Origin of the sequence: Pseudoalteromonas rubra, assembly GCF_000238295.3 — a bacterium.
GTDB classification, from domain to species: Bacteria; Pseudomonadota; Gammaproteobacteria; order Enterobacterales; family Alteromonadaceae; genus Pseudoalteromonas; species Pseudoalteromonas rubra.
Window position 1 is genome coordinate 954408 of the sequence record NZ_AHCD03000044.1, and the last position, 25280, is coordinate 979687.

Annotated in this window: 20 protein-coding genes; 11 read left to right on the plus strand and 9 right to left on the minus strand. The window is 47.7% G+C overall.

The window, feature by feature from the left end:
• Nucleotides 1-83: 83 nt before the first annotated feature.
• A complete protein-coding gene (locus PRUB_RS24755) occupies nucleotides 84-674 on the minus strand; it encodes a hypothetical protein (protein ID WP_010380706.1) in 591 nt (196 codons plus the stop codon).
• A 254-nt stretch (nucleotides 675-928) separates the two neighbouring features.
• Between PRUB_RS24755 and PRUB_RS24760 the strand changes: the two genes are divergently transcribed.
• The 5 genes from PRUB_RS24760 (at nucleotide 929) to PRUB_RS24780 (ending at nucleotide 7125) form a co-directional block, all read left to right on the plus strand.
• Complete coding sequence (locus PRUB_RS24760) at nucleotides 929-2002, plus strand: SGNH/GDSL hydrolase family protein (RefSeq protein WP_010380709.1); 1074 nt, start codon at nucleotides 929-931, stop codon at nucleotides 2000-2002.
• 103 nt (nucleotides 2003-2105) lie between these two features.
• Nucleotides 2106-2546 (plus strand): carboxymuconolactone decarboxylase family protein, encoded by a 441-nt coding sequence (locus PRUB_RS24765; RefSeq protein ID WP_010380710.1) that lies wholly within the window; start codon nucleotides 2106-2108, stop codon nucleotides 2544-2546.
• Nucleotides 2539-3276 (plus strand): AraC family transcriptional regulator, encoded by a 738-nt coding sequence (locus PRUB_RS24770; protein ID WP_040645609.1) that lies wholly within the window; start codon nucleotides 2539-2541, stop codon nucleotides 3274-3276. Before PRUB_RS24765 ends, PRUB_RS24770 begins: the two co-directional genes overlap by 8 nt.
• Nucleotides 3277-3357: 81 nt before the next feature.
• Nucleotides 3358-4653, plus strand: coding sequence for a hemolysin family protein (locus PRUB_RS24775; RefSeq protein ID WP_021032932.1), 1296 nt, complete (start codon nucleotides 3358-3360; stop codon nucleotides 4651-4653).
• A 213-nt stretch (nucleotides 4654-4866) separates the two neighbouring features.
• Nucleotides 4867-7125 carry an ATP-binding protein gene (locus PRUB_RS24780; protein ID WP_010380715.1) on the plus strand — a complete coding sequence of 753 codons (2259 nt, stop codon included), beginning with the start codon at nucleotides 4867-4869 and terminating at the stop codon, nucleotides 7123-7125.
• 37 nt (nucleotides 7126-7162) lie between these two features.
• Here PRUB_RS24780 and PRUB_RS24785 read toward each other — a convergent pair whose 3' ends face one another.
• The 7 genes from PRUB_RS24785 to PRUB_RS24815 all read right to left on the minus strand — a co-directional run bounded on the left by PRUB_RS24785 (nucleotide 7163) and on the right by PRUB_RS24815 (nucleotide 14817).
• On the minus strand, nucleotides 7163-7672 hold the full coding sequence (locus PRUB_RS24785) for a 2TM domain-containing protein (protein WP_242065305.1): 510 nt from the start codon (nucleotides 7670-7672) through the stop codon (nucleotides 7163-7165).
• Between the two features lie 222 nt (nucleotides 7673-7894).
• Nucleotides 7895-9127, minus strand: a complete 1233-nt coding sequence (locus PRUB_RS24790; RefSeq protein ID WP_010380717.1) for a hybrid sensor histidine kinase/response regulator — start codon at nucleotides 9125-9127, stop codon at nucleotides 7895-7897.
• Nucleotides 9120-11522, minus strand: a complete 2403-nt coding sequence (locus tag PRUB_RS24795; protein WP_010380718.1) for a hybrid sensor histidine kinase/response regulator — start codon at nucleotides 11520-11522, stop codon at nucleotides 9120-9122. Before PRUB_RS24795 ends, PRUB_RS24790 begins: the two co-directional genes overlap by 8 nt.
• A 242-nt stretch (nucleotides 11523-11764) precedes the next feature.
• Nucleotides 11765-12220 (minus strand): GNAT family N-acetyltransferase, encoded by a 456-nt coding sequence (locus tag PRUB_RS24800; protein WP_010380719.1) that lies wholly within the window; start codon nucleotides 12218-12220, stop codon nucleotides 11765-11767.
• A gap of 8 nt (nucleotides 12221-12228) precedes the next feature.
• A complete protein-coding gene (locus PRUB_RS24805; RefSeq protein WP_010380720.1) occupies nucleotides 12229-12693 on the minus strand; it encodes an NfeD family protein in 465 nt (154 codons plus the stop codon).
• Nucleotides 12690-13649, minus strand: a complete 960-nt coding sequence (locus tag PRUB_RS24810) for an SPFH domain-containing protein (RefSeq protein ID WP_010380721.1) — start codon at nucleotides 13647-13649, stop codon at nucleotides 12690-12692. Before PRUB_RS24810 ends, PRUB_RS24805 begins: the two co-directional genes overlap by 4 nt.
• Nucleotides 13650-13707: 58 nt before the next feature.
• Nucleotides 13708-14817, minus strand: a complete 1110-nt coding sequence (locus tag PRUB_RS24815; RefSeq protein ID WP_010380722.1) for an alanine racemase — start codon at nucleotides 14815-14817, stop codon at nucleotides 13708-13710.
• A 287-nt stretch (nucleotides 14818-15104) separates the two neighbouring features.
• On the opposite strand from PRUB_RS24815, the gene PRUB_RS24820 reads away from it, so the two are divergent.
• On the plus strand, nucleotides 15105-15725 hold the full coding sequence (locus tag PRUB_RS24820) for a class I SAM-dependent methyltransferase (RefSeq protein WP_040645656.1): 621 nt from the start codon (nucleotides 15105-15107) through the stop codon (nucleotides 15723-15725).
• Here the strand turns inward: PRUB_RS24820 and nudB are convergent.
• A complete protein-coding gene (nudB, locus tag PRUB_RS24825) occupies nucleotides 15712-16152 on the minus strand; it encodes a dihydroneopterin triphosphate diphosphatase (RefSeq protein ID WP_040645658.1) in 441 nt (146 codons plus the stop codon). The two genes, PRUB_RS24820 and nudB, sit on opposite strands and share 14 nt — an antisense overlap.
• Nucleotides 16153-16691: 539 nt before the next feature.
• Between nudB and PRUB_RS24830 the strand changes: the two genes are divergently transcribed.
• The 5 genes from PRUB_RS24830 (at nucleotide 16692) to PRUB_RS24850 (ending at nucleotide 25273) form a co-directional block, all read left to right on the plus strand.
• On the plus strand, nucleotides 16692-17732 hold the full coding sequence (locus PRUB_RS24830) for a tetratricopeptide repeat protein (protein WP_010380727.1): 1041 nt from the start codon (nucleotides 16692-16694) through the stop codon (nucleotides 17730-17732).
• A 220-nt stretch (nucleotides 17733-17952) separates the two neighbouring features.
• Nucleotides 17953-19821: a M6 family metalloprotease domain-containing protein gene (locus PRUB_RS24835; protein WP_010380728.1), complete on the plus strand. Its 1869-nt coding sequence runs from the start codon at nucleotides 17953-17955 to the stop codon at nucleotides 19819-19821.
• Nucleotides 19822-20075: 254 nt separating this feature from the next.
• The gene (locus PRUB_RS24840) at nucleotides 20076-22661 is read left to right on the plus strand and encodes a TonB-dependent receptor domain-containing protein (protein WP_010380729.1); all 2586 of its coding nucleotides are present in this window, start codon (nucleotides 20076-20078) and stop codon (nucleotides 22659-22661) included.
• 98 nt (nucleotides 22662-22759) lie between these two features.
• Nucleotides 22760-23581, plus strand: coding sequence for a substrate-binding periplasmic protein (locus PRUB_RS24845; protein WP_010380731.1), 822 nt, complete (start codon nucleotides 22760-22762; stop codon nucleotides 23579-23581).
• A 27-nt stretch (nucleotides 23582-23608) separates the two neighbouring features.
• Nucleotides 23609-25273, plus strand: coding sequence for a methyl-accepting chemotaxis protein (locus PRUB_RS24850; protein WP_010380732.1), 1665 nt, complete (start codon nucleotides 23609-23611; stop codon nucleotides 25271-25273).
• Nucleotides 25274-25280 lie beyond the last annotated feature (7 nt).

A 25280-nucleotide genomic window follows, 5' to 3' on the forward strand; every position in this document is an offset into this window, starting at 1 on the left:
AGCTGGAGGATGTATACCAACCCTGCACGTTAATGCACCCACCTTTGAAAGTAAGCCATCAATCGGGTTGGCATTAATTCCTGTTACTGTGCTGTGTTCGTCTCCGGTGCGACTTCATGCCAGGAGAACTCGTCGTAAAAGTTGGTGCAATTTAGGGTGACCTCTGCGGCATTCGCCAGATAAAGCTGATCCGTATCCGACTGAGGATAAGTAAAGTAGTCGCTACACTGAGCGCTTTGACCTGGGCCGATCACGACCTGAGTGCCTGCTTTCAAAGTGCAACGCACCAGCATATCCAGTGGTGAGTACTTGGGACAAATATTGAATTCGGCCCGGTATTGCGCAACCCCTCCGAGTGGTTTCTCCAGTGACCACCACTTGCCGAATTTAGAGCCTTCGTAGGTGCTGTTCCAGGCTCGCCAAATAATGAGATCTTTGCTCACTTCATAGTTGCGTGCGTTACAGAGTCCACCCTGACCAGGCGGGGCAATCACGTTTTCAGGTATGCTCTGGGCTGGTAGTGGGACCAGGTTTGGGTGCTTTAGCTCCACGAGCGGGCAGCTTGTCTCGACACTGGCATTTGCCGACGGTGTCGGGGCTGGCAGCTGGCTGCAGCCTGTGAGTATCAGCAAAGAGAGAGGCGCAGCTACGCCAATTCGAATTTTATCAATCATTATATTAACTTAAATGCGAACTTTTAATAACTATATGGCGTTTTAAATCATAATAAAAGAGTATTGGTAAATTTAAGTTAGTGATTTTGTCTTACTGTCTGGTCCGCAAGAGCGATTTATCGCGTTGAACATGATGAACGGATGAGAAAGGCAATCTGCTGCGCCTACCCGATTTAGAAAAATTCAACTTCCCTGGCTTGAGGAGTTGCTATTTAAACACTAGGTTTACTTTTTTAACAAAAAAGGAACTGTCTATGTGTCGCTTAATACTTATCCTGCTCGGACTGAGCATCAGTCTTAGCTGCTTCGCTACCATTTTGCCTGCTACGCACCATGCGCTTATTTATGAGGGCCGGGTACATAAAAACTATCAGCAAGGGAGTGTGGAGTTTAACTGGCCAGGTACGGCCATCCACACTCAGCTGGTGGGTAAGTCCATCGCAGTTAGTTTAGTCGGTAATGGTGACCAGTTCGATGTACTGGTCGATGGTCGATTGCACCAAAAAATCGTGACGGCATCAACGGGTGAAGCCCAGCGCTTTGTGTTGTTTGAACAGGCAGAGCCAGGTCGGGTGCTTATTGAAGTGGTGAAGCGTTGGGAGCATTATGGTGCACGTACTCAACTGTTGCAATTTGAGGTCGATGGGGCTTTGGAGGGGGTATGGGAAACACAGCCACACATACTGTTTATCGGAGATTCTATCAGTGCGGGATTCGGCAGCGAATCGACTAAGCGGCAATGTGACTGGCAGGAGATAGTTAATTCCAGTAATGCACGACTGGCCTTTCCTTATGTTGCAGCGCAACAGCTAAACAGCACGTTTACACAGGTGTCGTATTCTGGTCTGGGCTTGATCCGCAACTGGAATGGCAACCAAACACATCACACTTTGGTAGATTATGTTGATCAAATATCCGCAGTATATGAGGATGATTTACCATATCAGGAACGCTTTCCTCAGTTAATTGTGTTGGAATTTGGGACCAATGATTTTAGTACCGATCCTCAGCCACACGAACCCTGGCAAACAATAGAGGAAGTAAAAATGGCCTGGGAAGCAGCCATGGTCGAGTTTGTTCATTCGCTGCGAAGCCGCTATCCGGATGTTGCTATTGTGGTGATGCCTCGCCCTGCATACCCCTATGACTTTATTATTCCGGCAACACACGCTGCATTGCGACAGCTTGCCAATGAGGGGGTTGAGGATGTGTATGCCAATACTTTTGTATCTCCACTGGAAGGTTGTATCTGGCACCCTACGGCGCAGGAGCATGCGAGTATTGCCGGTGAACTGGTCACATTTATTAAGCAGCACAATTTGCTTTAAGTGTATTGCCTGACGTTTTGGGGCGCGAAAGTCGTTTTTCTTCAATCTTGTTGTGGTGTCTCTGGGTAGTCTGTAAGCCATGAATGACACTTAAGGAAAAATGATGAAAAGAGCAAGTTATTTACAATGTGCCCCAAAACTGATGCAACATTTGTTTACTCAGGAGCAATTACTGAATGAAGAAGTAACACGCACACTGGATACGAAACTCTGGGAACTGGTTAAACTCAGAGCGTCTCAGTTAAACCAGTGCGGCTATTGCATTGTCATGCACAGTCGACAGGCAATGGAGCTGGGCGAAAGCGCCCAGCGCATTATTGCGCTGAATGCCTGGCGGGATATGACAGGGTTTACTGCAAAAGAACGTCTGGCACTGACTTTGTGTGAACAATTGACAAACGCTCAGCCGATTGATGATACTTTATACTGCGCTTTATCTGAGGAGTTCAGTGACGATGCACTGGTGACCCTGACGGTTGCCATTAATGCCATCAATGCCTGGAATCGAGTTGTCAAAATGTTTAAACCTGAGCCTGATGAATAACGAACTAATGTTGCAGCGCCATCAACCGGATGGCAGATCCCAGCGGTATGTGCAAGCTGTATGGTTTGCACGCAGCCTGCACTCCGGCACTCGCTGGCTGCCTTGCGATGGCGCACAAGGGATAGTCTTTGTGCTCAAAGGTGAGGTGTCACTGGATGAGCATAAACTGACAGCACCTTTTCACATTCAGCCACCTTCAAAGCATGCTGTTAAACTTTCTTACAGCGCTGACGCCGAGTTTGCCGGGATCCGATTGTATCCAGCCAGATTGAAGGCGCTCCAGCAGGCTGTTTATCCCTTGTTATCTGAACCCGGATTGTGCACGCTCGCTGAGCAACTTCGCCAAGCGCCGCCCCTGTATACGTTAAAGCAGTGGTTGCAAACTTTGTCGAGCGCTGTGCCTGACCCCAGTTATGCAATGCAGCATACCTACCAGCTCATCAGTGCGCTGATGCAGTTGCTCCCCCTGGAAGACGCTTATCGCGGCGTGCCGCTGGGGATACGTCAGCTGGAACGGCAAGTCAAATCGCAATCTGAGTTAACGCCTAAGTACCTGGCACGCATCTACCGGGTTCGGCATGCACAACAACAACTCAGAAATAACCCACTGATAGATTTGGCTCAATTGGCACAGCTAAGCGGCTTTTCTGATCAGGCACACCTGACTCGTGAGTTTAAACACATTCTGAAGATCACGCCGGGCAAATATGCTCGCCAATTATCTGCGTAAGTCACGATTTATCGATTGCCAGCAGCGCAAATTGGGCGTATATATCGCGCTCAAATTTCTAGTTAATCGTCAGGTGAGTGATTGGACCTAGTATGGGTTGTTGTGCTTATTAGTATGAGTGCTGTATTTGCATTATGCGAGATATCTCTGGCTGCGGCACGTAAAGTGAAATTGCAAAGCAGGCTGGATACGGGTGACCTCCGAGCCAGAAAAGTGATGCATTTGCAGGCAAATGCACATCAGTTTTTTGCTGCTGTTCAGGTGGTATTAAACGCCTTAGCCATTGTGGCAGGGATGATCGGTGAGTCGGTCTTTACGCCATATCTTTATCAGGCATCATTGCTTATTATGCAGTTGTTTGTCACTGAGGTGGCGCAATATCATACACTGCTATTGCAAGTTTCCACGGTTCTGTCTTTTTTGTTGATCACGGCGATGTTTGTGTTGTTTGCTGATTTGCTCCCCAAGCGGGTTGCTATGGTGATCCCTGAGTCAATCGCCATGCGCTTTATTGGCCTGATGCTGGCAAGCGTGTGGCTGTTTAAGCCCGTGATTTGGCTATTTAACCTGCTGGCGGATGTCATAATCCGGGCATGTAAGTTACCGACTCAGCGCGATGAGTTGATCACCCGGGATGATCTGTTTGCGGTGGTTGACCAAAGTGCCGAGCAGGGCGAACTTGGGGCACATGAGCACAATATCATCGGCAATGTACTTGACCTGGACCAGACTAGTATCACTCAGGCAATGATCAACCGTGATGCGGTGGAATGGCTGAATATTCATGACGATCAACATGTGCTTGCACAGCAAATTCAAAGCCACAGTTTTCAGCAATATTTGTTGTGTAATGAAAGCCTGGATCAGGTGATCGCCGTGGTAGAGGCTAAGCAATTATTGAGTAATCTGATAGCTGGCCGGCCCTTGCTTGAGACGCAGCATGAGGCTTTTTTACGACCTGTGATTTTGCTCGATACACTGAGTTTATCTGACGCTTTGAATGCGTTAAAGGCCCATCCGTGCAGTACTGGCGTGGTAATCAATGAGTTTGCAACTGTGGTGGGCATGGTGACATTGTCCAGTATCCTGAATTTTATCGCATTAAAAGATGGTGAAGCGATAGAAGCGCAATTTCGCCAAAAAGATGCGTCACGCTGGGTGGTGCAAGGGGATATGTCGATGAAAGACTTCCAGTTGTCTGTAGTTGAGTATGAATTTATGCCCGTTGACGGTATTGAGACACTGGCAGGGTACCTAATTCATCATTGTAAGCGCTTTCCGTATCAGGGAGAGTCCATTGAGATAGAGGGCTTTGTGTTTAAAGTGACTGAAATACAAGGTCTGGCCATCAAACAGATTGAGGTCAGTCGTGGGTAAAGTCCAGGGCTTTATTCGCGCTTGGCATCTTGCAAAGTCTGAGCGCGAGATCTGCCCAGGTCGCATGACATTGTGATAGATCAAAGCGCCTGAATGTAGTTGCAATGGTCGTTTTCACTGCCTTTACAACCCCGCTTCTGTCTTCTAGAGTTTTGAATATCCGTTAATTTTAGTGGAGCTGCGCAGTATCACCGGCTCCCTGTCGAGCGAGCAGTGCAATTATCTACACCTTCTCTACTGCTGATGGCTGGTGCCGGGGTGGTTGCCTCAGCGCTGGCTTTGGTGTTTATGTGGCTGGCAAACCGAGATGTCAAGGCGACGCTTTACTGGGCGTTGTCTCCCATCTGTCTGGCATTGAGCATGATATTGTTCGGGGTGCAAAATGAGCTGTCATTGAGTGTACGGTTTTTGCTGCCAAACTTATTTGGCCAGGCTGCTTTAGTACTGGTGTTGATTGGCTGCTATCATGCGTGTGAGAAAACGGTGCCGCTACGTCAAATCAGCTGTTATTTTGCGGCGTTTTTGTTCATCCATTGTATCTTTACTTACGTCATATCAAATTACGCGTCACGACTGATCTTGGGGATGATCACACTGACCATCACTTCAGGTTGGATCTGGGCGTGCTTGTATCGTTTTGGTCGACCTCGTTATGCAAAGTCTTTTGTCCTGATCAGTCTGAGTCTGGGGTTTGTTACTATTTTTGCGCTCGGAAAAGCATTTGATGTTTTATCTCACCCCGGGACTACCAGCCTCCAGCAAGATCACACTTTAAAGGCTCAGTTGTTTGTTGTGTCTCTATTTATGAGCCAATTGGTGTTTAATTTCGCATTTGCGATCATGACCGGAGAGTATCGAAATGCCAAAAACCGCGAGATTCAGCGCCAGTTACTGGAGTCCAATCAGGCGTTACAGCAGGAAAAGCTGCGCGCCGAGCAACACTCGAAAATGAAATCAGAGTTTCTTGCCAATATGAGTCATGAGATCCGCACCCCAATAAACGGCGTGATTGGGTGTCTGAACTTGTTGCTGAGTCACAACCTGGATGCGCAGCAAAAACAATATGCCAAACTGGCAGACGCCAGCGCGCATTCATTGCTGGGAGTGATTAACGATATTCTGGACTTTTCTAAAATCGAATCTGGCAAACTGGAGATTTCCCCGGACTCTGTTGACCTCTATGAGCTGGTTGATTCAGTGGCAAAATCATTTGCGATTCCATTAGACAAGAAGCAGCTCACACTTTTGGTGGACTGTCATGGGCTTAAGCATCGGTTTGTGCGTCTTGATCCGATCAGGGCACGCCAGATCCTGACCAACTTATTGAGTAATGCCGTTAAATTTACTGAGTCAGGTACACTCCGGCTTATCGTTAAGTGCGATGAAGTGGATGTCACAGCCGTCAGCCATCCGGTTACAGTATTGCAGTGTGATGTTATTGATTCTGGGATAGGCATAAAACCTGAAGTCAGGCACAAGCTATTCAGTTCATTCAGTCAATGTGATGCGTCTACAACGCGCAAATATGGGGGAACCGGACTGGGGCTGGCTATCGTTAAACAACTGTGTCAGTTAATGAATGGCGATATTGAACTGGTTGACAGTACCGAGCCTGGTGCACATTTTCGCTTTCATTTTCAGGTTGAGGCGCAAAAGGGCGGTATATGGGGCAGGGGGATCCCCCCTGAGAACGCTCAGGTGGCGGTGTTGTCTATGCAGTCCCGGCTGGCAAACATCCTGTGCAGGCAGCTCGAAGTACTTGGGTGCCAGCCACAGACATTAATGTTACCACTTAAAACAGAGTTAACTCATGACATACTGGTAGCGGATCTGAGCAACCCATCGTTTCAACACAAACTGATTGAGGCGCTTAGCCATCTGCCGGGTAAACGGCGGATCCTCGCTCTGTGTAATATGCAATGCGAAATCCAACATGACCCTGTTTTTGCTCAGCATCAGATTACAGTGGTTTACCCACCGGTCACAGCCAAAGATTTGGTACAGATGTTTACAGATGAGCATAAACCCAACTCACCAGAACCTGCTAATGGGGTGTCACCTTTGCGGGGCGTGCGTGTTTTACTCGCCGAGGATAATCCAATAAATCAGGTGGTTGCAAGTAAGATGCTTGCTGCCTGGGAAGTGGAAGTGCAACTGGCTGAATCGGGTAAGCAAGCCGTGGATATGCTGAGGGAAATGCCAGAACATGGATTACCTGATTTGATTTTGATGGATTGTCAGATGCCAGAGATGGACGGGTATGAAGCAACCCGGCATATTCGTACTCACCCGGAGCTGGAAGCTTGTCGGGACCTGCCTATCATTGCGCTGACTGCTAATGCGATGCAGGGAGAACGAAAAACGTGTCTGGCCTGTGGAATGAGTGGTTATGTCAGCAAGCCCATTCAGGCTGACTTATTGCAAGCAGAAATGCTCAAAATGCTGGTGGACAAAGCCGCAGGTCAGGCATAATTGAGACCAGGCGGCGATTGGGTCTGTTTGTCTTTATTCAGAGTTTCCTCCCCAGGCGTTTTTCAATCTGGCGCTTCTCCCATTTTGCACCGAACAGATCAAAGACTTCAAACGCGCTTGCCCAGTGACTGAACAGTCCTATACCCCAACCGAGTGCAGGCCACAAGGCCCAGATATAATCAGGGCTGGTAAACATATTTATGGCAAAAAGTCCGCTGTTGACTACAACATAGGTAATTAAGTGCGAGTAAAAATCTTTAATTGCGCGTACCTGCTCTATGATACGTTGTTCCTGATGAATTATCGTTTCATGGCTCATATCATCCGGCTCCTCTTTGAGATCTGCAACAGTAGTTTCAAAAACAGCAGCTAATGACTTTAATGACTCCAGGCTGGGACTCTGACCGCGCTCTATTCGTTGAATGGTACGAACACTCAATCCGCTAAGCGTTGCCAGCTGCTCCTGCGACCAACCGCGTTGTAATCTGAATTTCCTGATAATCATTATTGTTTTCCCATTTGCTGCTCTGCCACCTGTTTTACGCATATTCTCGTCGACAGAGTACGTCAGCGTAACGACATAGCAATGACAAAGTATATATTTCAATAGGTTAAGTAGAGGGTGATATGTTTTTTCTGTGCCACTAACTAGTGAACATTGTCTTCACAGTATAATATTATTTGCGAATTTAAGTACACCGACCTATTTATGGCTTGGCAGCAGTTACGAGTTTGGTAGCCCATTGGATAGATAACAGCCAGACACGGATCAGTTTTCCAACGTTTGCGGGATCACAATACTAAATACCGTACCTTCTCCGGGTTGGCTGGATAAAGCAATATTGCCTTTCAACCGGGTTTCAACCAGCTTTTTGACGATATATAAACCAAGGCCGCTGCCGCCGGTACCGACGCGTGTTGTATAGTATTTATCGAAGACTTTACTGGTCCTCTCACATTCAATGCCTTTACCGTTATCTTTTATATACAGGGCTATGTTGCCGTCCTGATGTTCAACGTGGATATCAATTGTACCGGCGACATTGTCTTCAAAAGCATGGATAAGCGCGTTATTGATTAAGTTGATGATGACCTGAGACAGCGCGCCAGTATCAGAAATAAGGTGCAATGTTTGTGGACAGTTGATAGACACCGTATGCGGTGTTCGTTTTAATTTGGGTGTCAGAACATATTGGATATTGTGCAGGTAATCATGCAGGTTACACTCTGAGACTGTGCCACTGAATTCGCCCACAACAATGTGCTTAAAGCTGTCTATGAGGTGCATGACATTGTCCATGCTGGAGAGCACAATTTCACAGCTTTGTGCTGTGTTATCAATAAAGGCGTTTAACTCTTGCTTGGCCAGTGACTGTTTTTGCACTTGCAGCGCAAGCTCCTGCTGTTTTTCATTCAAGTGCGAGATAGCGGTTTTGACAACGCTGAGTGGCGTGCCTAGCTCGTGCGTAAGTTCTCCAACCAGCTCGCCAATATGGCTAAAATGCTGAGAAGTTTCCAGTTGTTGCTCTTTGAGCTTGGAGAGCTTTTCCAGTTCAAGGGTTTTATCTCGGAGTGTTGAGATGAGCTCGTCACGTAAATTGATCAGAGCCTGTAGCTGCAGGTGAGTTGTCACGCGTGCCAGCAACTCTTCCTGCCGTATGGGTTTAGTTACATAATCTACGGCGCCCACACTGAATGCTTCGACGATGTCGCTGAGCTCACTTTTACCCGTGACAAAGATAACCGGGATCTCTTTAACTTTGCCAAGAGATTTGAGTCGGCGGCAGGTTTCAAACCCATCGATACCAGGCATCATCACATCGAGCAAAATTAAATGAGGGAGGAAAATGGTTGCGATATTGATGGCTTCTTTACCAGAAGTGGCGAATGCGACTTCGTACCCTTCGGGTTCCAGAAAATCAGTCAGTAACTCAAGGTTTTCAGCCTTGTCATCAACAATTAGAATCTTGCAATTGTTCAGTGAAACCGGATCATCATCCATCTTGCACCTCGTCGAGCGCTGCAATAAAGCCTGTCATATCGAACCTACTTATAAATTTAGCCAAATATTTCGTAAGCTGCTTGTTATTTGGCTGTTGTGCGTCAATTTCTTTGAGTGTTTGTTTGATACGAGAGCTGTTATTGACCTGAGCATAACTTATCAACTGAGCCCGTTGTTCAGCGGGCAACGAATAATCGGCAAGTGTAATCTCATCTGATGGCGCGCTATCTGGAGACGCTGAACTTGCTAACTCAGCGCTTTCAAAATGTTCCGGGAAGAAAGATAACAATGAATCGAAAATTTGTTCGATTGTATAGGGTTTACCAATAAACTGGTCAAAACCAATACTGAGATAATGCTGTACTTCATGATGTAAGCTAAAGGCTGAAATGGCCACGCATTTTAGTTCAGACAACCCCAGCTCATTACGAATGACGACGACGGCCTCATCACCACGCATGACGGGCATTAACAAATCCAGAAAAACAATGTCAAAGGCGCTTTTTTGAATGAGGTCAATGGCTTGTTTACCATCCTCAGCATAATCGACCTCAATACCGCATGCCGCAAGTGTCTGGCCAAGTATTTCGCGGTTGTAAGCAACATCATCAACACACAAAGCGCGCAGTGTTTTGTCCGCCCGCACACTTATCTGCTGTAATGTCTGTTTTTGAGTGTGGGTTGTGGTTATCTGTGCAGCTTGCAGTGGCAAAGTAAAAGAAAAGCAGCTGCCTTTGCCGGGCTCAGAACTCACCTCTAGCTTACCTCCCATCATTTCAACTTGTCTGGACGAAATGCACAGCCCAAGCCCGGTGCCACCTTTCTCTACGCCTGCACTGCCTTGCGTAAAACTATTAAACAGGTTCTCCAGTTCTTCAGGCAAGATACCGGGCCCGGTGTCCAGTACTTCAAAGCGATGTAAACCTGCTTTTGGTTGTGTGTAGCGAAGTTTAATCGTGCCACTGTCCGTAAACTTGACTGCATTACCCAGTAAATTGATAAGTACCTGTCGTAGTTTACCCTGATCTCCATGAACCCCGGTCGGTTCACTCAGTGTGCTGTCTAATTGCCAGGCAAGTTGCTTTTGCTCACACTTGAGTTTGAACATGCTTCCCAAATCTTCCAGCAGCGCATTGAGCTCAAAGTCAACGGGGTTGAGCTTGCTAGAGCCGGCTTCTATCTTCGAGATATCCAGCACGTCATTGATGATGTCCAGCAAGTGGTTGCCAGCTCTGATGATTTTGTTCATGGTGTTTTTGTGGCTGGCATTGAGATCTTTTGCCCGTTCGAGCAGCTGGGCAAAACCCAGCACTGCATTGAGTGGAGTACGGATCTCATGGCTCATGTTTGATAAAAACATGCTTTTTGCCAGATTGGCTTGCTCGGCGCGCTCCCGGGCTGCTTGTAATTCTGCGGTACGCTCTTCAACTAAGCTCTCCAACTCAATATTATTGTTGCTGAGTCTTTCCTGTAGCTGAGTATTACGCCAGGCAATGCCTAAATTATGGCCCAGGTTCAGTAATAGTTGCGCCTCCTGTGCCTCGATTGGATTGCTGTAGCAGGCAATGGCAAAAATAGGGGACCCGTCTGCCTTATCTCCCAAAAATAACACGGCATAGTTTTCTAATATGGCACTGCGTTCTGACTGCGCATTATATTGCGCGATAAACTGTGTTTTTACGGATTCCGGTATGGTGAGGGTTACGTCCTCCTGAGGAAAAAGCTGCTCAAAGGTGTCAGTGGCAAGGTCCAGTTTGACAACAAACACACTCATGGGAGCAGGCTCAAATTGTTGGCTTAGCGGCAAGGTTTCTGTCAGGGTCTGGAATACCCGCAGTTCAAATTCAGCCAGTTCGGAGTCGCTAAGCAGCGCATTAGTACAGGTGATGATCTTGTCTAACCCGGATTGTACCTGCTGTGTTTTATCCAGGTGCGAATAGGTTCTCAGAGCAACTAACACGGAGGCTTTGAGCTTGCTGCTGGTCAGTTCCGTTTTGGTTTTGTAGTCGTTAACATCATATTCCCGGGTAATGTCTGATTCCGGCGCCATGCCAGGTTGACCGGTACGCAGAATAATACGCACTTTATGATTCTGCGCCTCCTCACGTACGTATTTGGCAAAATCCAGACCTGCTTCGGCTGTTTCCATCACGACGTCGAGCAAAATCAGAGCGATATCATCATGCTCTGCCAAAACCTGTTGCGCCTGAGTACCGCTGTAGGCATTGAGAAAGGTAACACCCCGGCCATCCAGTTCCATTTGTTCCAGCACTAACCTGGAGATCTGATGAATGTCTTCTTCATCATCGACTAACAAGATTTTCCAGGGTGGCAGGCTGGGTGACTCTTCAGGCTCGTCATCTGAGCCAAACAGGAGCGTGTCATCGTCGAACATATTAGATCCCACTTAACGTACTGAACTTAAAGTGTAGTGAATGATCAACAAAAACGACCAGTGATTTGCATGTATTCGCTCACAAGGGGATGAATTTTGAGATCAGTGACGCTGTAATTTTTGACGTGAAATCAGCTGGGCAGACTGATTCACTAATAGCAGGTTAGTCGGCATAGGAAGTGATAAAGGCGACTGAGTATAACGACTCACAGTGTTCACACTGGGTGAACACCTGAGCGCAATTAATGGGTCTCAGCTAATCTGACTTCCATTGGTTGATAAACAAGGCCGCCAGACTCTGCAATCTCTCCTGTCTGTGTAAAGCCATAGCTGTGATAGGCGCCTACGGATGGCAATGAGGCCGATACCGTAATCCCTGGCTCCGTTGTCAATTTAAGCGCTGCTGCAACCAGAGCTTTGCCAATGCCCTTGTGCTGTGCTGATGGTGAGACAAACAGCATCGCGATATGTCGGCCTGCTTTTAACTCAATCATGCCCACGGGCTGTTCAGCTATTTCGGCAACTAATATCAGATTGTCTTTTGCCAATCGTGTTGCTAGGGCTGCTGGCGAGGCAACAGCCCTGAAGGTGTCACAGCCCTCACTCGACAATGTTGCTGCAAGCGCGGTGTTAAAAGCCTCCATACAAATCTGACTGAGGGTATCTAAATCCCCGAGCTTTGCGGGTCTTATGTGCATTGTATCGTCTAATCCTGGCGCTCTTGCGCTGCCACCCATAACACCCCAACGCTTTTTTTGACCACTTTGACTGTGGTGCCTTTTGCAATAGGCGTTTCGCTTTTTAGCTGCCAGGTGATCCCGGAGTAAGCATGGGTGAGCTGGCTTTGCTCGTTTAGGTCTTCGCTGAGTGTAAAGGTGATATCAGCAAAATCGCTGTTTACTTCTGTGCTCTGGGTTTTGGCTTGCATGCGCTTGAGTGGTTGCCACAACACGCCTGCCAGAGCGGCCGTTAACAGGGCATTGACCCACAGCGCATTCATCAGCGTAGCGTCCAGCAAACCTACTGACATCATCAGGCCGCTCAGGACCAGTGACAGACCCAGAAAAAACAGCACAAAGGTGGCAAAGCCCAACACGGCAACTTCAACAATTAAGGCCAGTAATCCGAGTACAATCAGGATCTGACTCAGGTGTTCAACCAAGAGTGTCACAGCTGCTCCTTTTGTTTTTTATTCAAGCTGTTAATAATTGACATCCCCTGTGCAACCAAAGAGCTGGGGTCAGTGCCGCTTTCAGGAAGCAGTACGACTGATGATTCCCGGGCGATGGCTTCTTTAGCGACAATAGCTTTGCTGGCCAGGTCAAGCTGGATGGCTTTTTGTCCTTCTTCTGTGTTGGCTGCTTCACCGACTTTTCTGAGGGCATCCGCCTGGGCTTCTGCAACGGCAATAATGGCTTTTGCCTCACCTTCGGCTTTTAGGATTTGCTCAGCTTTTTCTGCTTCTGCGGCCAGTACCTGAGCTTGCTTCTTACCTTCGGCGACATTGATGGCTGCCTGTCTGTCACCTTCTGACTCCAATATCTGCGCGCGTTTAACACGTTCGGCCTTCATCTGTGCTTCCATCGCTTCCATCACTGAGTTGGGGGGCACGATATCTTTGATTTCATACCTGAGTACCTGAATACCCCAGGGATCAGAAGCTGCATTGATGGCAGAGACAATATTGGTATTGAGCATATCCCGCTCTTCAAAGGTTTTATCCAGTTCCATTTTACCCAGCTCACTACGCATCGTTGTCTGGGCCAGCTGAGTGACGGCAAAGATGTAATCGTCGACACCATAAGTGGCTTTGTAGGGGTCCAGTACCCGAAAGTACAAAACGCCGTCGACAATTAAAGAGATATTGTCACGGGTAATGGCTGACTGAGAAGGGACATCAACGGCCTGCTCTTTGAGGCTGCGATCGGCAGAGACCTGATCAATAAAAGGCACAATAAAGTTCAGGCCAGCCTCTTTGGTTGACTGGTATTTACCAAATCTTTCTATTATCCAGGCGCGATTCTGCGGGACAAATTTAATGCTCCCTTTGAGCACAAAAATGATAAAAATGAGCAGAAATGCCTCAACCGTTAGCAGGTAATCGAGAGTGAGCGTAATTGGGTCCATGTTTATTCCCTATTTATATCCATTTATTTACTATAGCAACAATGCGTAAAGTGGACCATCACCAGCCTGAGAAGCGTGGCCAGTAGTCCATTTCATCATCACAGATAACGTGATAGCCCTGGTGTTGAGCAGCGGTGGCACAGGCATGATTGGGTAAAATACGCAATAAAGTACCGATTGCAAAGTGGCTGGTGTCGAGCGTATCCGGAAGCGCCACAATGCCATGCTCCTGGTTCACACTCGTGACGCACAGCCCGGGCAAAACGTCGCCATCACTATTACATACAAGGCCATAACCGCATTGCTGTGATACAAGTCCCATATCACGCGACAGCGCCATCCATCCTGCGTCGAGGATCAGCCAGTTTTTTTCGCGATTGTGGCCTATAACCCGGCTGAGTACACTCAAAGCAATGTCTTGCGGTTGACACACGCCGAGTCCTGCCATGACCAAGTCCATACTGGCATATACCCCGGCGCGTACTTCTGTGATGTGCTCAAATCCGTCTCCCAGTAAAGCCGTTGGGGTGGAGCCGACGCTGACGACGGAACACTCTATGTGGTGCGAGCGCAGCGTGTCGGCCGCTATTTGCACTGCGCGTTGCTCCTGCTGTGCCATAGCACGAATTTCATCTAAACCATGGCAGTCATAAGAACCGCCTGCATGAGTCAGAAGGCCTGTAAACAGCCCGGATGAGTCCAGGATTTTGGCAATTGCTATTAGTTGCGGATCCCTGGGTTTGACACCGGCGCGTTTGCCATCGCAATCTACTTCTATGAGGCAACTGAGTTGACAGTCATTTTCCTGACAAAAGGCATGGATAAATTGTGCCTGCTCAAAACTGTCCAGCAGAATATGTAAGGTGACTCCCTGGTTTTGTATATCCAACACTTCCACAAGCTTATGTTCACTGATCCCCACTGCATAAGTGATGTCTTTAAAGCCTGCCTGGGCGAACTGCTTCGCTTCTTGCAGAGTAGAAACTGTGCAGGGGGCTGATTGGTCCGCCAGCATATGACGCGCAACATCTACTGACTTTAGGGTTTTGAGGTGCGGCCGTAATCTAACCTCAAACTGTGACAGATGTGTATTGAGTCGTTGAATGTTGTTTAGCAGCTTCTTTTTTTCCAGTAACAAACAGGGGGTGTGTAAAGCATTGAGTGACATAAAAACTCCTTGTGTAATGGATCACTGACGCAAACTACTTCGGCTTATAAAGGGACTAATCCCTGCATGTTTTCAGATGTTCTGGACCCAGGTTACTTGTATTGGTAAACACTGTGTATTTACGCTGAGGTGTGGCAACCAATGTATACGCATTTGTCCCTAAATCAAAGTGTTAATCATCACTGAATCTCAGTCATGTTTAACCAAATTGTCATAATTGTGCCTTGATTATTGTCTATGATGGTTTTGAATCAGGAACAAGTGACATTAGTTGGAGCGTAGCAACTATGCCTATGCAATATTATGAAGACAACGCATTACAATTAGCGAAATTGTATCAGTCTTACCGCTTTGAACTGCTGCATGCTTCATGGCTAAAATTTGTTACCCCTTTAATGGAAGAATCGGGTTTAAAGTTTTTGGATATCGGTGCCGGAGCAGGCAGAGACGCAAAGTTTTTTGCTGAACAGGCGGAGCAGGCTGAGGTTGTGGCAGTAGAGCCCGTGTGTTCGTTAAACCGCCTGGGGCAGGCCTACACACGAGACATGCCGATCAGCTGGTATCAGGATGAACTACCTTGTTTGTATAAAGTTCGCAAGAATCACCGCAGTTTTGATGTGATTTTGGTGAGCTCTGTATTTAACTATCTGCAATCCAGTTCAGGCCAGCAAGCGATGCTGACCTTACGTCATTTGCTGAGCCCCGAAGGGCTGCTGGTGATTAAGCTGCGCCACTGTAATGATGAAGAAGCACTCAAATTACGTGGCATGCAAAATTGCGCTGTGGATTATTTATTGGATATTGCACAAAAAGCCGATTTAACTTGCCTCGAAGTCACCGAGCCTGAAGAGGACGCGCAAGGCCGGGCATCCGTGACCTGGCAAACCCTTCTGTTTAAGCCAGTTTAATCGATAAAATTTCCTGGCTGTTACTGCTTGACCAGGCTTGCTCAGCAGCACCTTGTTGAGTAAGCCAGCGATAGGCCAGATGCTCTCCTGGTGCAAGCTGCACGTCACAATTTACCGGTACGCAAACACTAAAAACATACTCAGTGTTGATATTCGCACCCGCTATATACCTGTGTCGCCATTGCTCTCTGATGGTGTACTGATTACATTTTTGATGATCCTGAATAGCCAGGCCGCGTGCTTTGGCGTCAATACCGGTTTCTTCCAGTAATTCTCTGTATGCGGTTTCAATGGGCGCTTCGCCGGGGTCAATTCCACCCGTAACGGATTGCCAGAAGTCAGGGTCGTCGGCACGTTGTAACAATAAAAATTCATTGTGGCTGTTATAGATGATGACGAGTACTGAGTGGGGGTGTCTGAGTGTCATGGTATTAGTCATGCTGTTTTTAGCAAATTTACCCAAATACACGCCATGTTGGCAAGTAAAATGGGCCGGGAGCAAAGCAAAAAAAAAGGCAGGAAATGTCCTGCCTAACCTCCAATAGCAACAAAACTGTGCCAGGAAATACCCAATAAACCAACATCCTTGTTGGTAAGCTCTACTTCTCGGGAGTTCAATTGGAATGACTTGTGTGATGAGTCATGCCCTAAGGAACACCCACATGCTATCGCAGTGTTTTCCAAATGTAAACAAGAAAATGAGAATTCTCATATTAATATTTTTATATTTGTGTTTTTTGCCTATTTTTTGTCAGTAAAATTAATAATTTCTTGAGTTGTATCCATAGTGGGTAGGAATGTAGCTAAGAACTATTGTTAACATATATTGTTTTTTTGTATTGGTTTTTTGGGGCTTATTTGACCGAATTGCATTAATACTGACCAATCTGCCGAGAAATTGTTCTCTGGTATATTAATTGTATCTGTACCATGCTTAACCAGATTGTAATGAGGTGTCACTGACTTATGCTCACAAGCTTGTTGTTTTCCGCCGCTGTCGCCTTAAGTCCAGCGGAGCTGTTTAAAACGCTTAACCAGTTGAAAGAGCTGAACGATAAAAACCCGGCTCAGGCGGTTGCACTGTTTCATCAGGCACAGGAAAAATTGCCGACTGAACCCAGCAAAGGTCTGCTACAGGTTTACCTCGCCGGGCTTGAATCGGGCGTTCGGGCGCACGACTATGATGCGGTGTCTGATATTGTCGCGCAGCTGAGCCGGGACTCGTGGCAGGCATACTTACAGGGAGAGCATATTCATGTCATTGGCTCAGTCGCCATTTATCATCGTCGCATGCATGATTACGAGTATGCTGAGCAGTTAAACAAATGCGCGCTGAATTATGTTGCCGACGAGAAACAATATGCACGCATAGCCAACAACCTGGCGGTGGTTTATCGCTTTACAGGACAACATAAAAAGGCAACCGGCATACTCAAAGAAGCTATGATGTTATCGGATGACAGGGAGATAATTGCCAACATTAAAAACAACCTGGGTAACCTCTACTTTGATGGTAACAGCTATCGAAATGCCCAGCTGATGTATATTCGGGCCTTTCTATTCCATTCCGAGACTGAGCAATTTGGCCATGCGGCCGGTACGGGCCTGAATTTGCTGAATACCCAAATCCATTTACGAGACTGGGGCGGTTTTTTGCGTTTTAAGGCATCGGTTGCTGTTCAGGTAAATGCCAGTGGCCAGGCGGTATTCAGTGACTTTTATCAATGGCAATTGGCTGTATTTGATACAGTGGTTGAAAAGCGGCAGTTGCAAGCGACTACGCAAGAAAAGCTGATTGCTTCCATGCCCACCCTGATCGGCTCAGAGTTGACTCCGTCGGTCGATCTATACGTTCAGCTGCTTAACAATACGCCCATTAGTGAAGCCTGGCGAAAGGCAAAAGCAAAGCACCAACCAGTGCAGTTCAATAAGCCCGAAGGCGGACGCATTGTGATAAAGCGGTGGTGCAATCGCGGTGTCAGTTCAGCAACACAGAGCTGGGGTTAAAGAGAGAACTGTGTTACTTAGCATGTAAAAAAACCCCAAGTCTTATGATGATCTTACCAGAAGTATTGGTTCTGAGTGTGCCACCTGGTGAGACTGCTGATGAGATAGTAACGAAAATTTAAATTTGATCAGTTGTAAATTTACGGTTAATAATTAAGTTCCTATTTTCATATCTCTGCTGTTATGAAAAAGGAATACTCACATGTAAAGGAACTTAATTATGAAAACACTACAATCATTGTGTGCCATCGGTGCACTGAGCGTTGCTGCACTTGTCCAGGCTGCAATACCCTATAACAATACACCTTACGAATTCACTCAGCCTGACGGTCAGGTGATTAGCTTGTTTCTGCAAGGTAATGATTATTATGCAGAGCAAAGGACCGCAGACGGCCGTTTGGTGGTCTACGATGAAACGTTGAAAGGGATGGCTTATGCAAAGGTCAGTAATGACGGCACTGAGCTGGTATCTACCGGAATACTGGTTGGCAATCAGAGTAACATATCGGCAAAAACAGTCAGTGAGTCTCAGACAGGCCTGACGGATGCAGCCAGAGCAGCGCAGGTAGAGAAAATGCGCGCACGGATGCTCGGAAGCCAAGAGGCGTTTCACACTTCGATGTTTGAGACTCAAAGTGTTGAGGAGATCAGTGGTCAGGTAAAAGGGTTGACGATTATCATCGATTTTCCGGATGAGCGGGGAACGATTTCAAAAGCTCAGGTCGAGCGCTTTTTGAATGATCTCAATTATAACGAGTTTGGTAATGCGCAGTCGGTCCGGGGCTACTTTCGCTCAGTATCCGGCAATAAACTGGATTATACGAATACAGTCACTCAGTATTACACGGCGAAAAAGAACAAAGCATATTATGCCGATTCCAGCCTCAGCTCAACGGTGCGTTCTCAGGAACTCATCAATGAGGCATTACAATGGCTGGAGTATCAGCAGGGGTTTGACTTCTCTCAGTTAACGACAAACAGTAGTAAACAGATCCGTGGTCTCAATATCTTTTATGCCGGTAACTCAGACAGTGCCTGGTCTAAAGGATTATGGCCTCATATGGCGAGACTTAGCCCACGTTTTTGCGCTGATGGGGTATGCTCCGATCGCTACCAGATCACAGATATGCGCGCCAGTCTGGCAATTGGTACGTTTGTCCACGAGTCTGGGCATCTGATCACTAACTGGCCTGATCTTTATGACTACGATGGCAGCTCCGAGGGCTCTGTCGCCAGTTTTGGTGTGATGGGCTACGGCGCGATCGGGACAACGAATCGTTACAAGCCGACGCCACCAGTGGCACATTTCCGGGCCATTGCTGGCTGGGACACAGTCACAGAGCTAAACCCGGCCATTAACGCGAATGCACCATCAGGTCGATTAAGTCATACCTCGCACAGCGGTACTTCGTACAAATGGACCAACCCGTCAAACAACAATGAAGCCTTTTATATCGAAGCCATTCATAAGTCAGGTCAGAATTCTGAGCAACTCGATCAGGGCTTAGCTGTCTGGCACGTCGACAGTCGTGGCAGCAATTCCAATGAGTGGTATCCGTATATTCAGATGGAACATGGCGATGGTAATCGGGACCCGGAATACAAGCGCAATCGCGGCGATGGGAGCGATCTGTTCGATGTGGCCGGAGAGTTTACCCATGCTTTACCTAACTCTCAAACGTCTCGCGGTACCAATGCACTGTGGTGGAATGGCAGCGATTCGGGGCTCAGAATTACCAACATTTCCGATCCGGCACAAACCATCTCTTTTACCATTGAATCTGAGGCTCAGCCAGATCCGGACACCTATACCGGGACTCTGAGCGATAAGCAAAGTGTGATTGAGCCAAATGGCAGCTGGTTTCAGTATGGCGGCGGTGCCATTGCGCTGACCCTGAGCGGACCGGCAAATGCTGACTTCGATCTGAAAATAGAAAAGTGGCTGAGTGGCAGATGGCAACAGGTGGCCATATCCGAGACACCAACGTCTACTGAGTCCATCAACTACACTGCCTCATCGGGTTATTATCGATTTATTGTTTATTCTTACTCTGGCGCTGGCAGTTATACGTTGCGTGTGAATAAATAAACACAGGTTGTGAGCTTGTCCGGGCTGCTTGTTTGGGCAAGCTGTTAAGCTTTGGCTATAACAGGCAAAAAAAGTAGCCAGTTTTGCCATGGCTTTGAAATCTGCGACTATTATTAAAACAGCAATATTAAATGCTGTTGGAGTTGTACTCCAGGGACACATAGCACTGAGAAGTTTACCGTCAGAGACAATAAGGTGAAATCATGTGCAACTCCTCGCTCAGAGTCCAATCCGTGCTATTGCGGACTCTGCCTATGCTACTCTGTCCAGTGTTGGCTGTCGCTGAAACGCAGACCAACACACCAGTTAAAGACCAAAGTGCCATTGAAACGATTGCAGTAACAGGAACGCGGATCAAGCGTTCTATACAATCTGACAGCGCTTCTCCGATATCGAGCACGGAACTGAGTGACCTGACCGATATCGGCGCGAACAACATCAGAGACCTGATTGAAGTTTTGCCTTTTAATGCCGGGTCTCAGAACAACTCAGATAACTTGTCGCAAAACTTCACGGTGGGGACCTCAAACGTCAACCTTCGGGGCTTGGGGGTCTCTTCAACTTTGGTACTACTCAATGGGATCCGGCAAGTTACGTCAGCGGTGGTGACCGACCAGGGCGCCAGTTTTGTTGATACCGCCTCTTTGGTCCCGACGCTGGCGATTAAACGGGTCGAAATATTAAAAGATGGGGCTTCTGCCATTTACGGTTCGGATGCGGTCGCGGGTGTAGTCAACTTTATTACCCGGGATGATCTTGAAGGCACTGAGCTGCAGTACGAATATCGAACCCGCTGGAGCGATGGCGATCAGGATGACACTAAAATTGATTTTGCCCATGGCGGATATGTCGGTGATACCGGGCATATGTTATTTGCGGTCAGTTTTCTTGAGCGCTCAAGCTTGTTACTTGATGAGGTCGATTGGCTGCAGCCGGCAACCAGTAGCTTTGGTAATCCGGGCAGCTTTGTTATTCCGTCGATGGCAGATGAAAATAACCCCAATGGTTTAACGGTTGCGGATCCAAATTGTGTCGCCAATGGAGGGATCTTTTCCGAAGGGAGCAATGGCAACTCGTTCTGTCTGTTTGATTTCGGTCCGCAAATCACAGCGGTCCCAAATGAAGACCGACTACAGGCTTACGCCCGGGCTACCTGGGACTGGAGCGATACGACACGCTTGTGGGCTGAATTTGGTTATGCCAGAAACAAAATTACCCGCGAGGTTTCACCGAGCTTTCCGGTGTTGAATGCGCCCAGTGTGCTTGCCAGTCATCCGGATAACCCCTATGGCGAAGATATCTTCTTTCGCGGCCGCCCCTATGGCGTAGGCAAACCAACCGAAATTAACTACTACGATCACACGACGTCTCGGTTTGCATTTGGCGGTGATGGCGAGTTAACTGAAGGGGTATATTGGCAGTTCTCGTTTGTTGCAGCAGCGAATGACGCCATACTGAACCCCAGAGATGTCATTACCGATAATTTTCAAGCTGCATTGCATGGCTTCGGTGGAATAAAGTGCAGTGGCACCACCGCCGCTGAGGCTGGACAAGGGGAGTGTTATTACTTCAACCCCTTTGACCCTCAAGACCCTGATAATGAGCTGCTGAGAGACTTCATTATCGGTGACTACCTGGGCGATGCCGAGTCTGAAATGCGCGTTTACGAAGCCGTGATAACCGGAGAGTCGTTGTTTGAAGTCGGTGGGGGAGATGTTGGGTATGCGCTCGGCCTTCAGTACCGGGATGAGTCCATCAATAATGTCTATGATTCCTTTACCCAGCAAGACAGCTTTGCCTTTTTGATTGGTAATCAGAATTTTTACGGTGAGCGTGATGTGAAAGCTCTGTTTGCTGAGGTACTGGTGCCCCTGACCCTGGACTTGGAAATTGGTGCAGCGGTGCGGTATGAGGACTACGGTGAGTTTGGCGGCGATACGACCAATCCAAAAGTGTCTTTCCTCTGGCTTGCTAATGACTTGTTTTCTTTCCGGGGAACCTACAGTACGTCATTCAGAGCGCCTTCTGTTCACCAGTTACAGGGGGTACAGACCAACTTTGCCAACATCACAGATCCGGAGGATGGCTCCACAACTTTTGGTGGTAACCGAACTGTGGGCGACCCGGATCTGGTGCCGGAAACCTCACAAGCCGTAAATCTGGGTTTATCCTTCTCTTTGGACGAGCTTTCTGTTGATTTAGATTACTGGGATTTTTCTTTTGAAGATGTCCTTACTCGTGAGAGCCATCAGGCCGTGGTGAATGCCAACCCGAATGATCCGACTCGGGTGATCCGTACGTCAGCGGGCACTATCTCAATCGTGAATACCAAGTTTATTAATGCAGAAGCGATTGATACCTCCGGGCTGGATATCAGCGCAACGACCATTTACCGCACGGATCTGGGTGATTTCAGGCCACAACTCAAGGCCTCTTATCTGTTGAGCTACGATTTAATGGATGCATCCGGCAACACCAGTGATGGACTGGGTAAACTCAACCGTAATACGGTCGGCAATCCGGCGCCGCGGTTACGTGGCAGCATAGGTATGAACTGGTCGGACGGAGAGCACAGTGCAAATATCTATCTTCGTCATGTTGCCAGCTATGAAAATGATGTAAGTGGTGAATCTATCAGCTCTTTCAACACCATTGATCTGCAATACAGTGTCAATCTTGGTGAAGTGGTCAGAGAGGACTCAGAAACCCGGCTCATTGCAGGCATAGTCAATGCGACCGATGAAGATCCGCCATATGTGGCCATTGCCGGCAGTTATGACCCCAGAACGGGCGATCCGCGTGGGCGCCGGGCCTATATAAAAATCCAGCTGAGCTTTTGATCTATGACTAACTGTGTGCGGGGGCTGCAACGCGTACTGAATGTCAGGTTTGCTTGTCAGGTTATGTGGCATATAGCCTGGCAGAGAGTCGTGCCTCTATGATTGTTCGCAGGCTGTTTCATGTTCTGATAATGCTCTGTTTGCTGGGTGCCAGTGTGCCAGAAGAGCGGGTGATCAAGCTGGTCACACTGGAATATCCACCTTATGAATTCCAGGGAAAGAATGGCCCCAGTGGCATAGCCGTGGAATTAGTGCGCGAGGTTTTCAGGCGCATGGAGCAGCCCTACACAATTGAGATCCTGCCCTGGGGCAGAGCGATTAGAGAAGTCGAGATTGGGCGCTATGATGGCATTTTCACCATTTATAAAACCCCACAGAGACTAACCTTTTTGGATTATGCGGACGAACTCCTGATAGAGCAATCAATTGCCTTGTTTACGTTGAGAAAAAACAACATTCATTTCGATGGCCGGCTTAACTCACTGGCTCCTTATCGGATAGCGGTGATGCACAAAGTGAGCTACGGCTCAGAAATTGACACTGCGCTAAAGAGGGGGGTGTTTGAGAACGTGGTTACAACGGACACGGGCAGAAAGAGTTTTGAGTTGCTCCTTGCGGATCGCGTTGAAGTGGTCGTGATAAACAGGCTGGGGGCACTTGAAATCATCAAACAACTGGGGATTGAAGACTTGGTTGCAGAAGTGCCGAGCTACCGATATGAGATACCCAGCTATATTGCGTTTTCTAAAACCCGCACACTGGACAAAACCAGGCTGGAAGTAGAACAGACATTGCGAGAAATAAAAAAGGACGGTACATACGACAAAATATTGCAAGAGTACCTGAAGCACTACAACAAGGAACAGTCCATATACGATACGTCACCACAAACAGGTAAAGCAGTTGAAGAGCGCTCTTAAACCAGCGCAACAAAGAGGCTCAGTTACATGAAACTCAAAATAAAATCCAGATTGATCTTATTGTCACTGATCCCCGTGATCATCATTTCATCGGTTGTGACCTTAATCACGTATCTGGAAGCCAAAAAGCTCAATGAAGTGCAGGTCGACCTGAGCCGAAAAGAGATGATGCGAATGAAACGCGTTGAGCTAAAAGCCTATCTGGAAATTGCCAAAACAGTCCTGACGCCACTCATGCAGGGAGACCACGCTGAGTCAGAAGCCATTGCACTGCTTAAGAATATTAAGTTCAGCGGGACCGGTTATCTATTTGGCTTTAAGCCCGACGGGACGCGCGTAATGCAGGGCGACAGCGATCAGGGTATTGGTAAAAACTTCATTGACTTACAGGATAAACGAGGTAATTACCTGGTTCGAGACATCATTACATCGGCGCAAACGGGAGATGGTTATTCGGTTTACTATTTTCCAAAGCTGGGTCAGACCGAGCCACTACCTAAGCTGGCCTACAGCATTTATATCGCTAAATGGGATCTGATTGTGGGCACCGGCTTTTACACGGACGATGTAGATGCGCTGGTTAAGTCAATGCGAGACGAAAACGAAGTACGGCTCTATGAGAGTATCGCGAATATACTGGTGTTTACTTTAGTGGTGTCTGTCGGGGTTGCCGGATTAGGGTTGATGATCAGTAAAAGCATCACTGTTCCTTTGTCTAAATTTGAAGACACCATTCACATTTATGCCGCCAGAGATGCCGATTTAACCGTGCGGATCCCGGATTTTACCGTGCCTGAATTTGATAGTCTGAGTCGGGATTTTAATATCTTCCTGGGGCAGCTCCATGAACTCATCAAGAAGGTGGCTAAGCTTACCAATGAAGTTGTAGATGAAACGCGCCAAATCTCCACTGCGTCGGGCGACATCAATTCAATATTACTGCGCCAGCAAACGGAAACCGAGCTGATAGCCACGGCGATGACTCAGCTGACGGCGTCTGCGGAGGAAATCTCCCGCAATGCCAATGAGGCCGCGAACTCGGCTAAAAATGCCGACAGCAGCGCCAATGATACCCGGCATTCTGTCGACGAAGCCATGAACTCAGTGAATACACTGGCCGAAAAACTGGATGAGGCCAGTAGCGTGATCTCAAAGTTGGAAGGGGATGTTCAGGGGATCTCCGGGTCATTATCCATCATTCAGGAAATAGCTGAACAAACCAACCTGTTAGCGCTGAATGCAGCCATAGAGGCGGCACGCGCAGGGGAACAGGGTAGAGGGTTTGCTGTGGTGGCCGACGAAGTCAGAGAGCTGGCTACCCGGACGCAAAAAAGTGCATCTCAGATCCTGGGTGTGATCAACACACTCACTGACGGCTCAAAAGACGCGGTACGCGCAATGGAGTCGAGTAAAAGCTACAGTGCGACCACCGTTGATAAAGCAGCTTCTGCATCCGAGTCGCTCAAACAGATAGTGCAATTTATCAATGAAATCCTCAGCGTCAATGAGCATATCGCTGATGCAACCAAGGAACAAAACATCGTCGACAAGGAAGTATCAGAGCGCACTGACTCTATTTCACAGCACAGTAAAGAGTCGGTGTCGATTGGTACTGAGAATTTAGCTGTCAGTACTAACCTGAGTGAAAAGGCGGGCGAGCTGGCCGCAATCGTCAATCGCTTTAAGATCTGAAATGCAG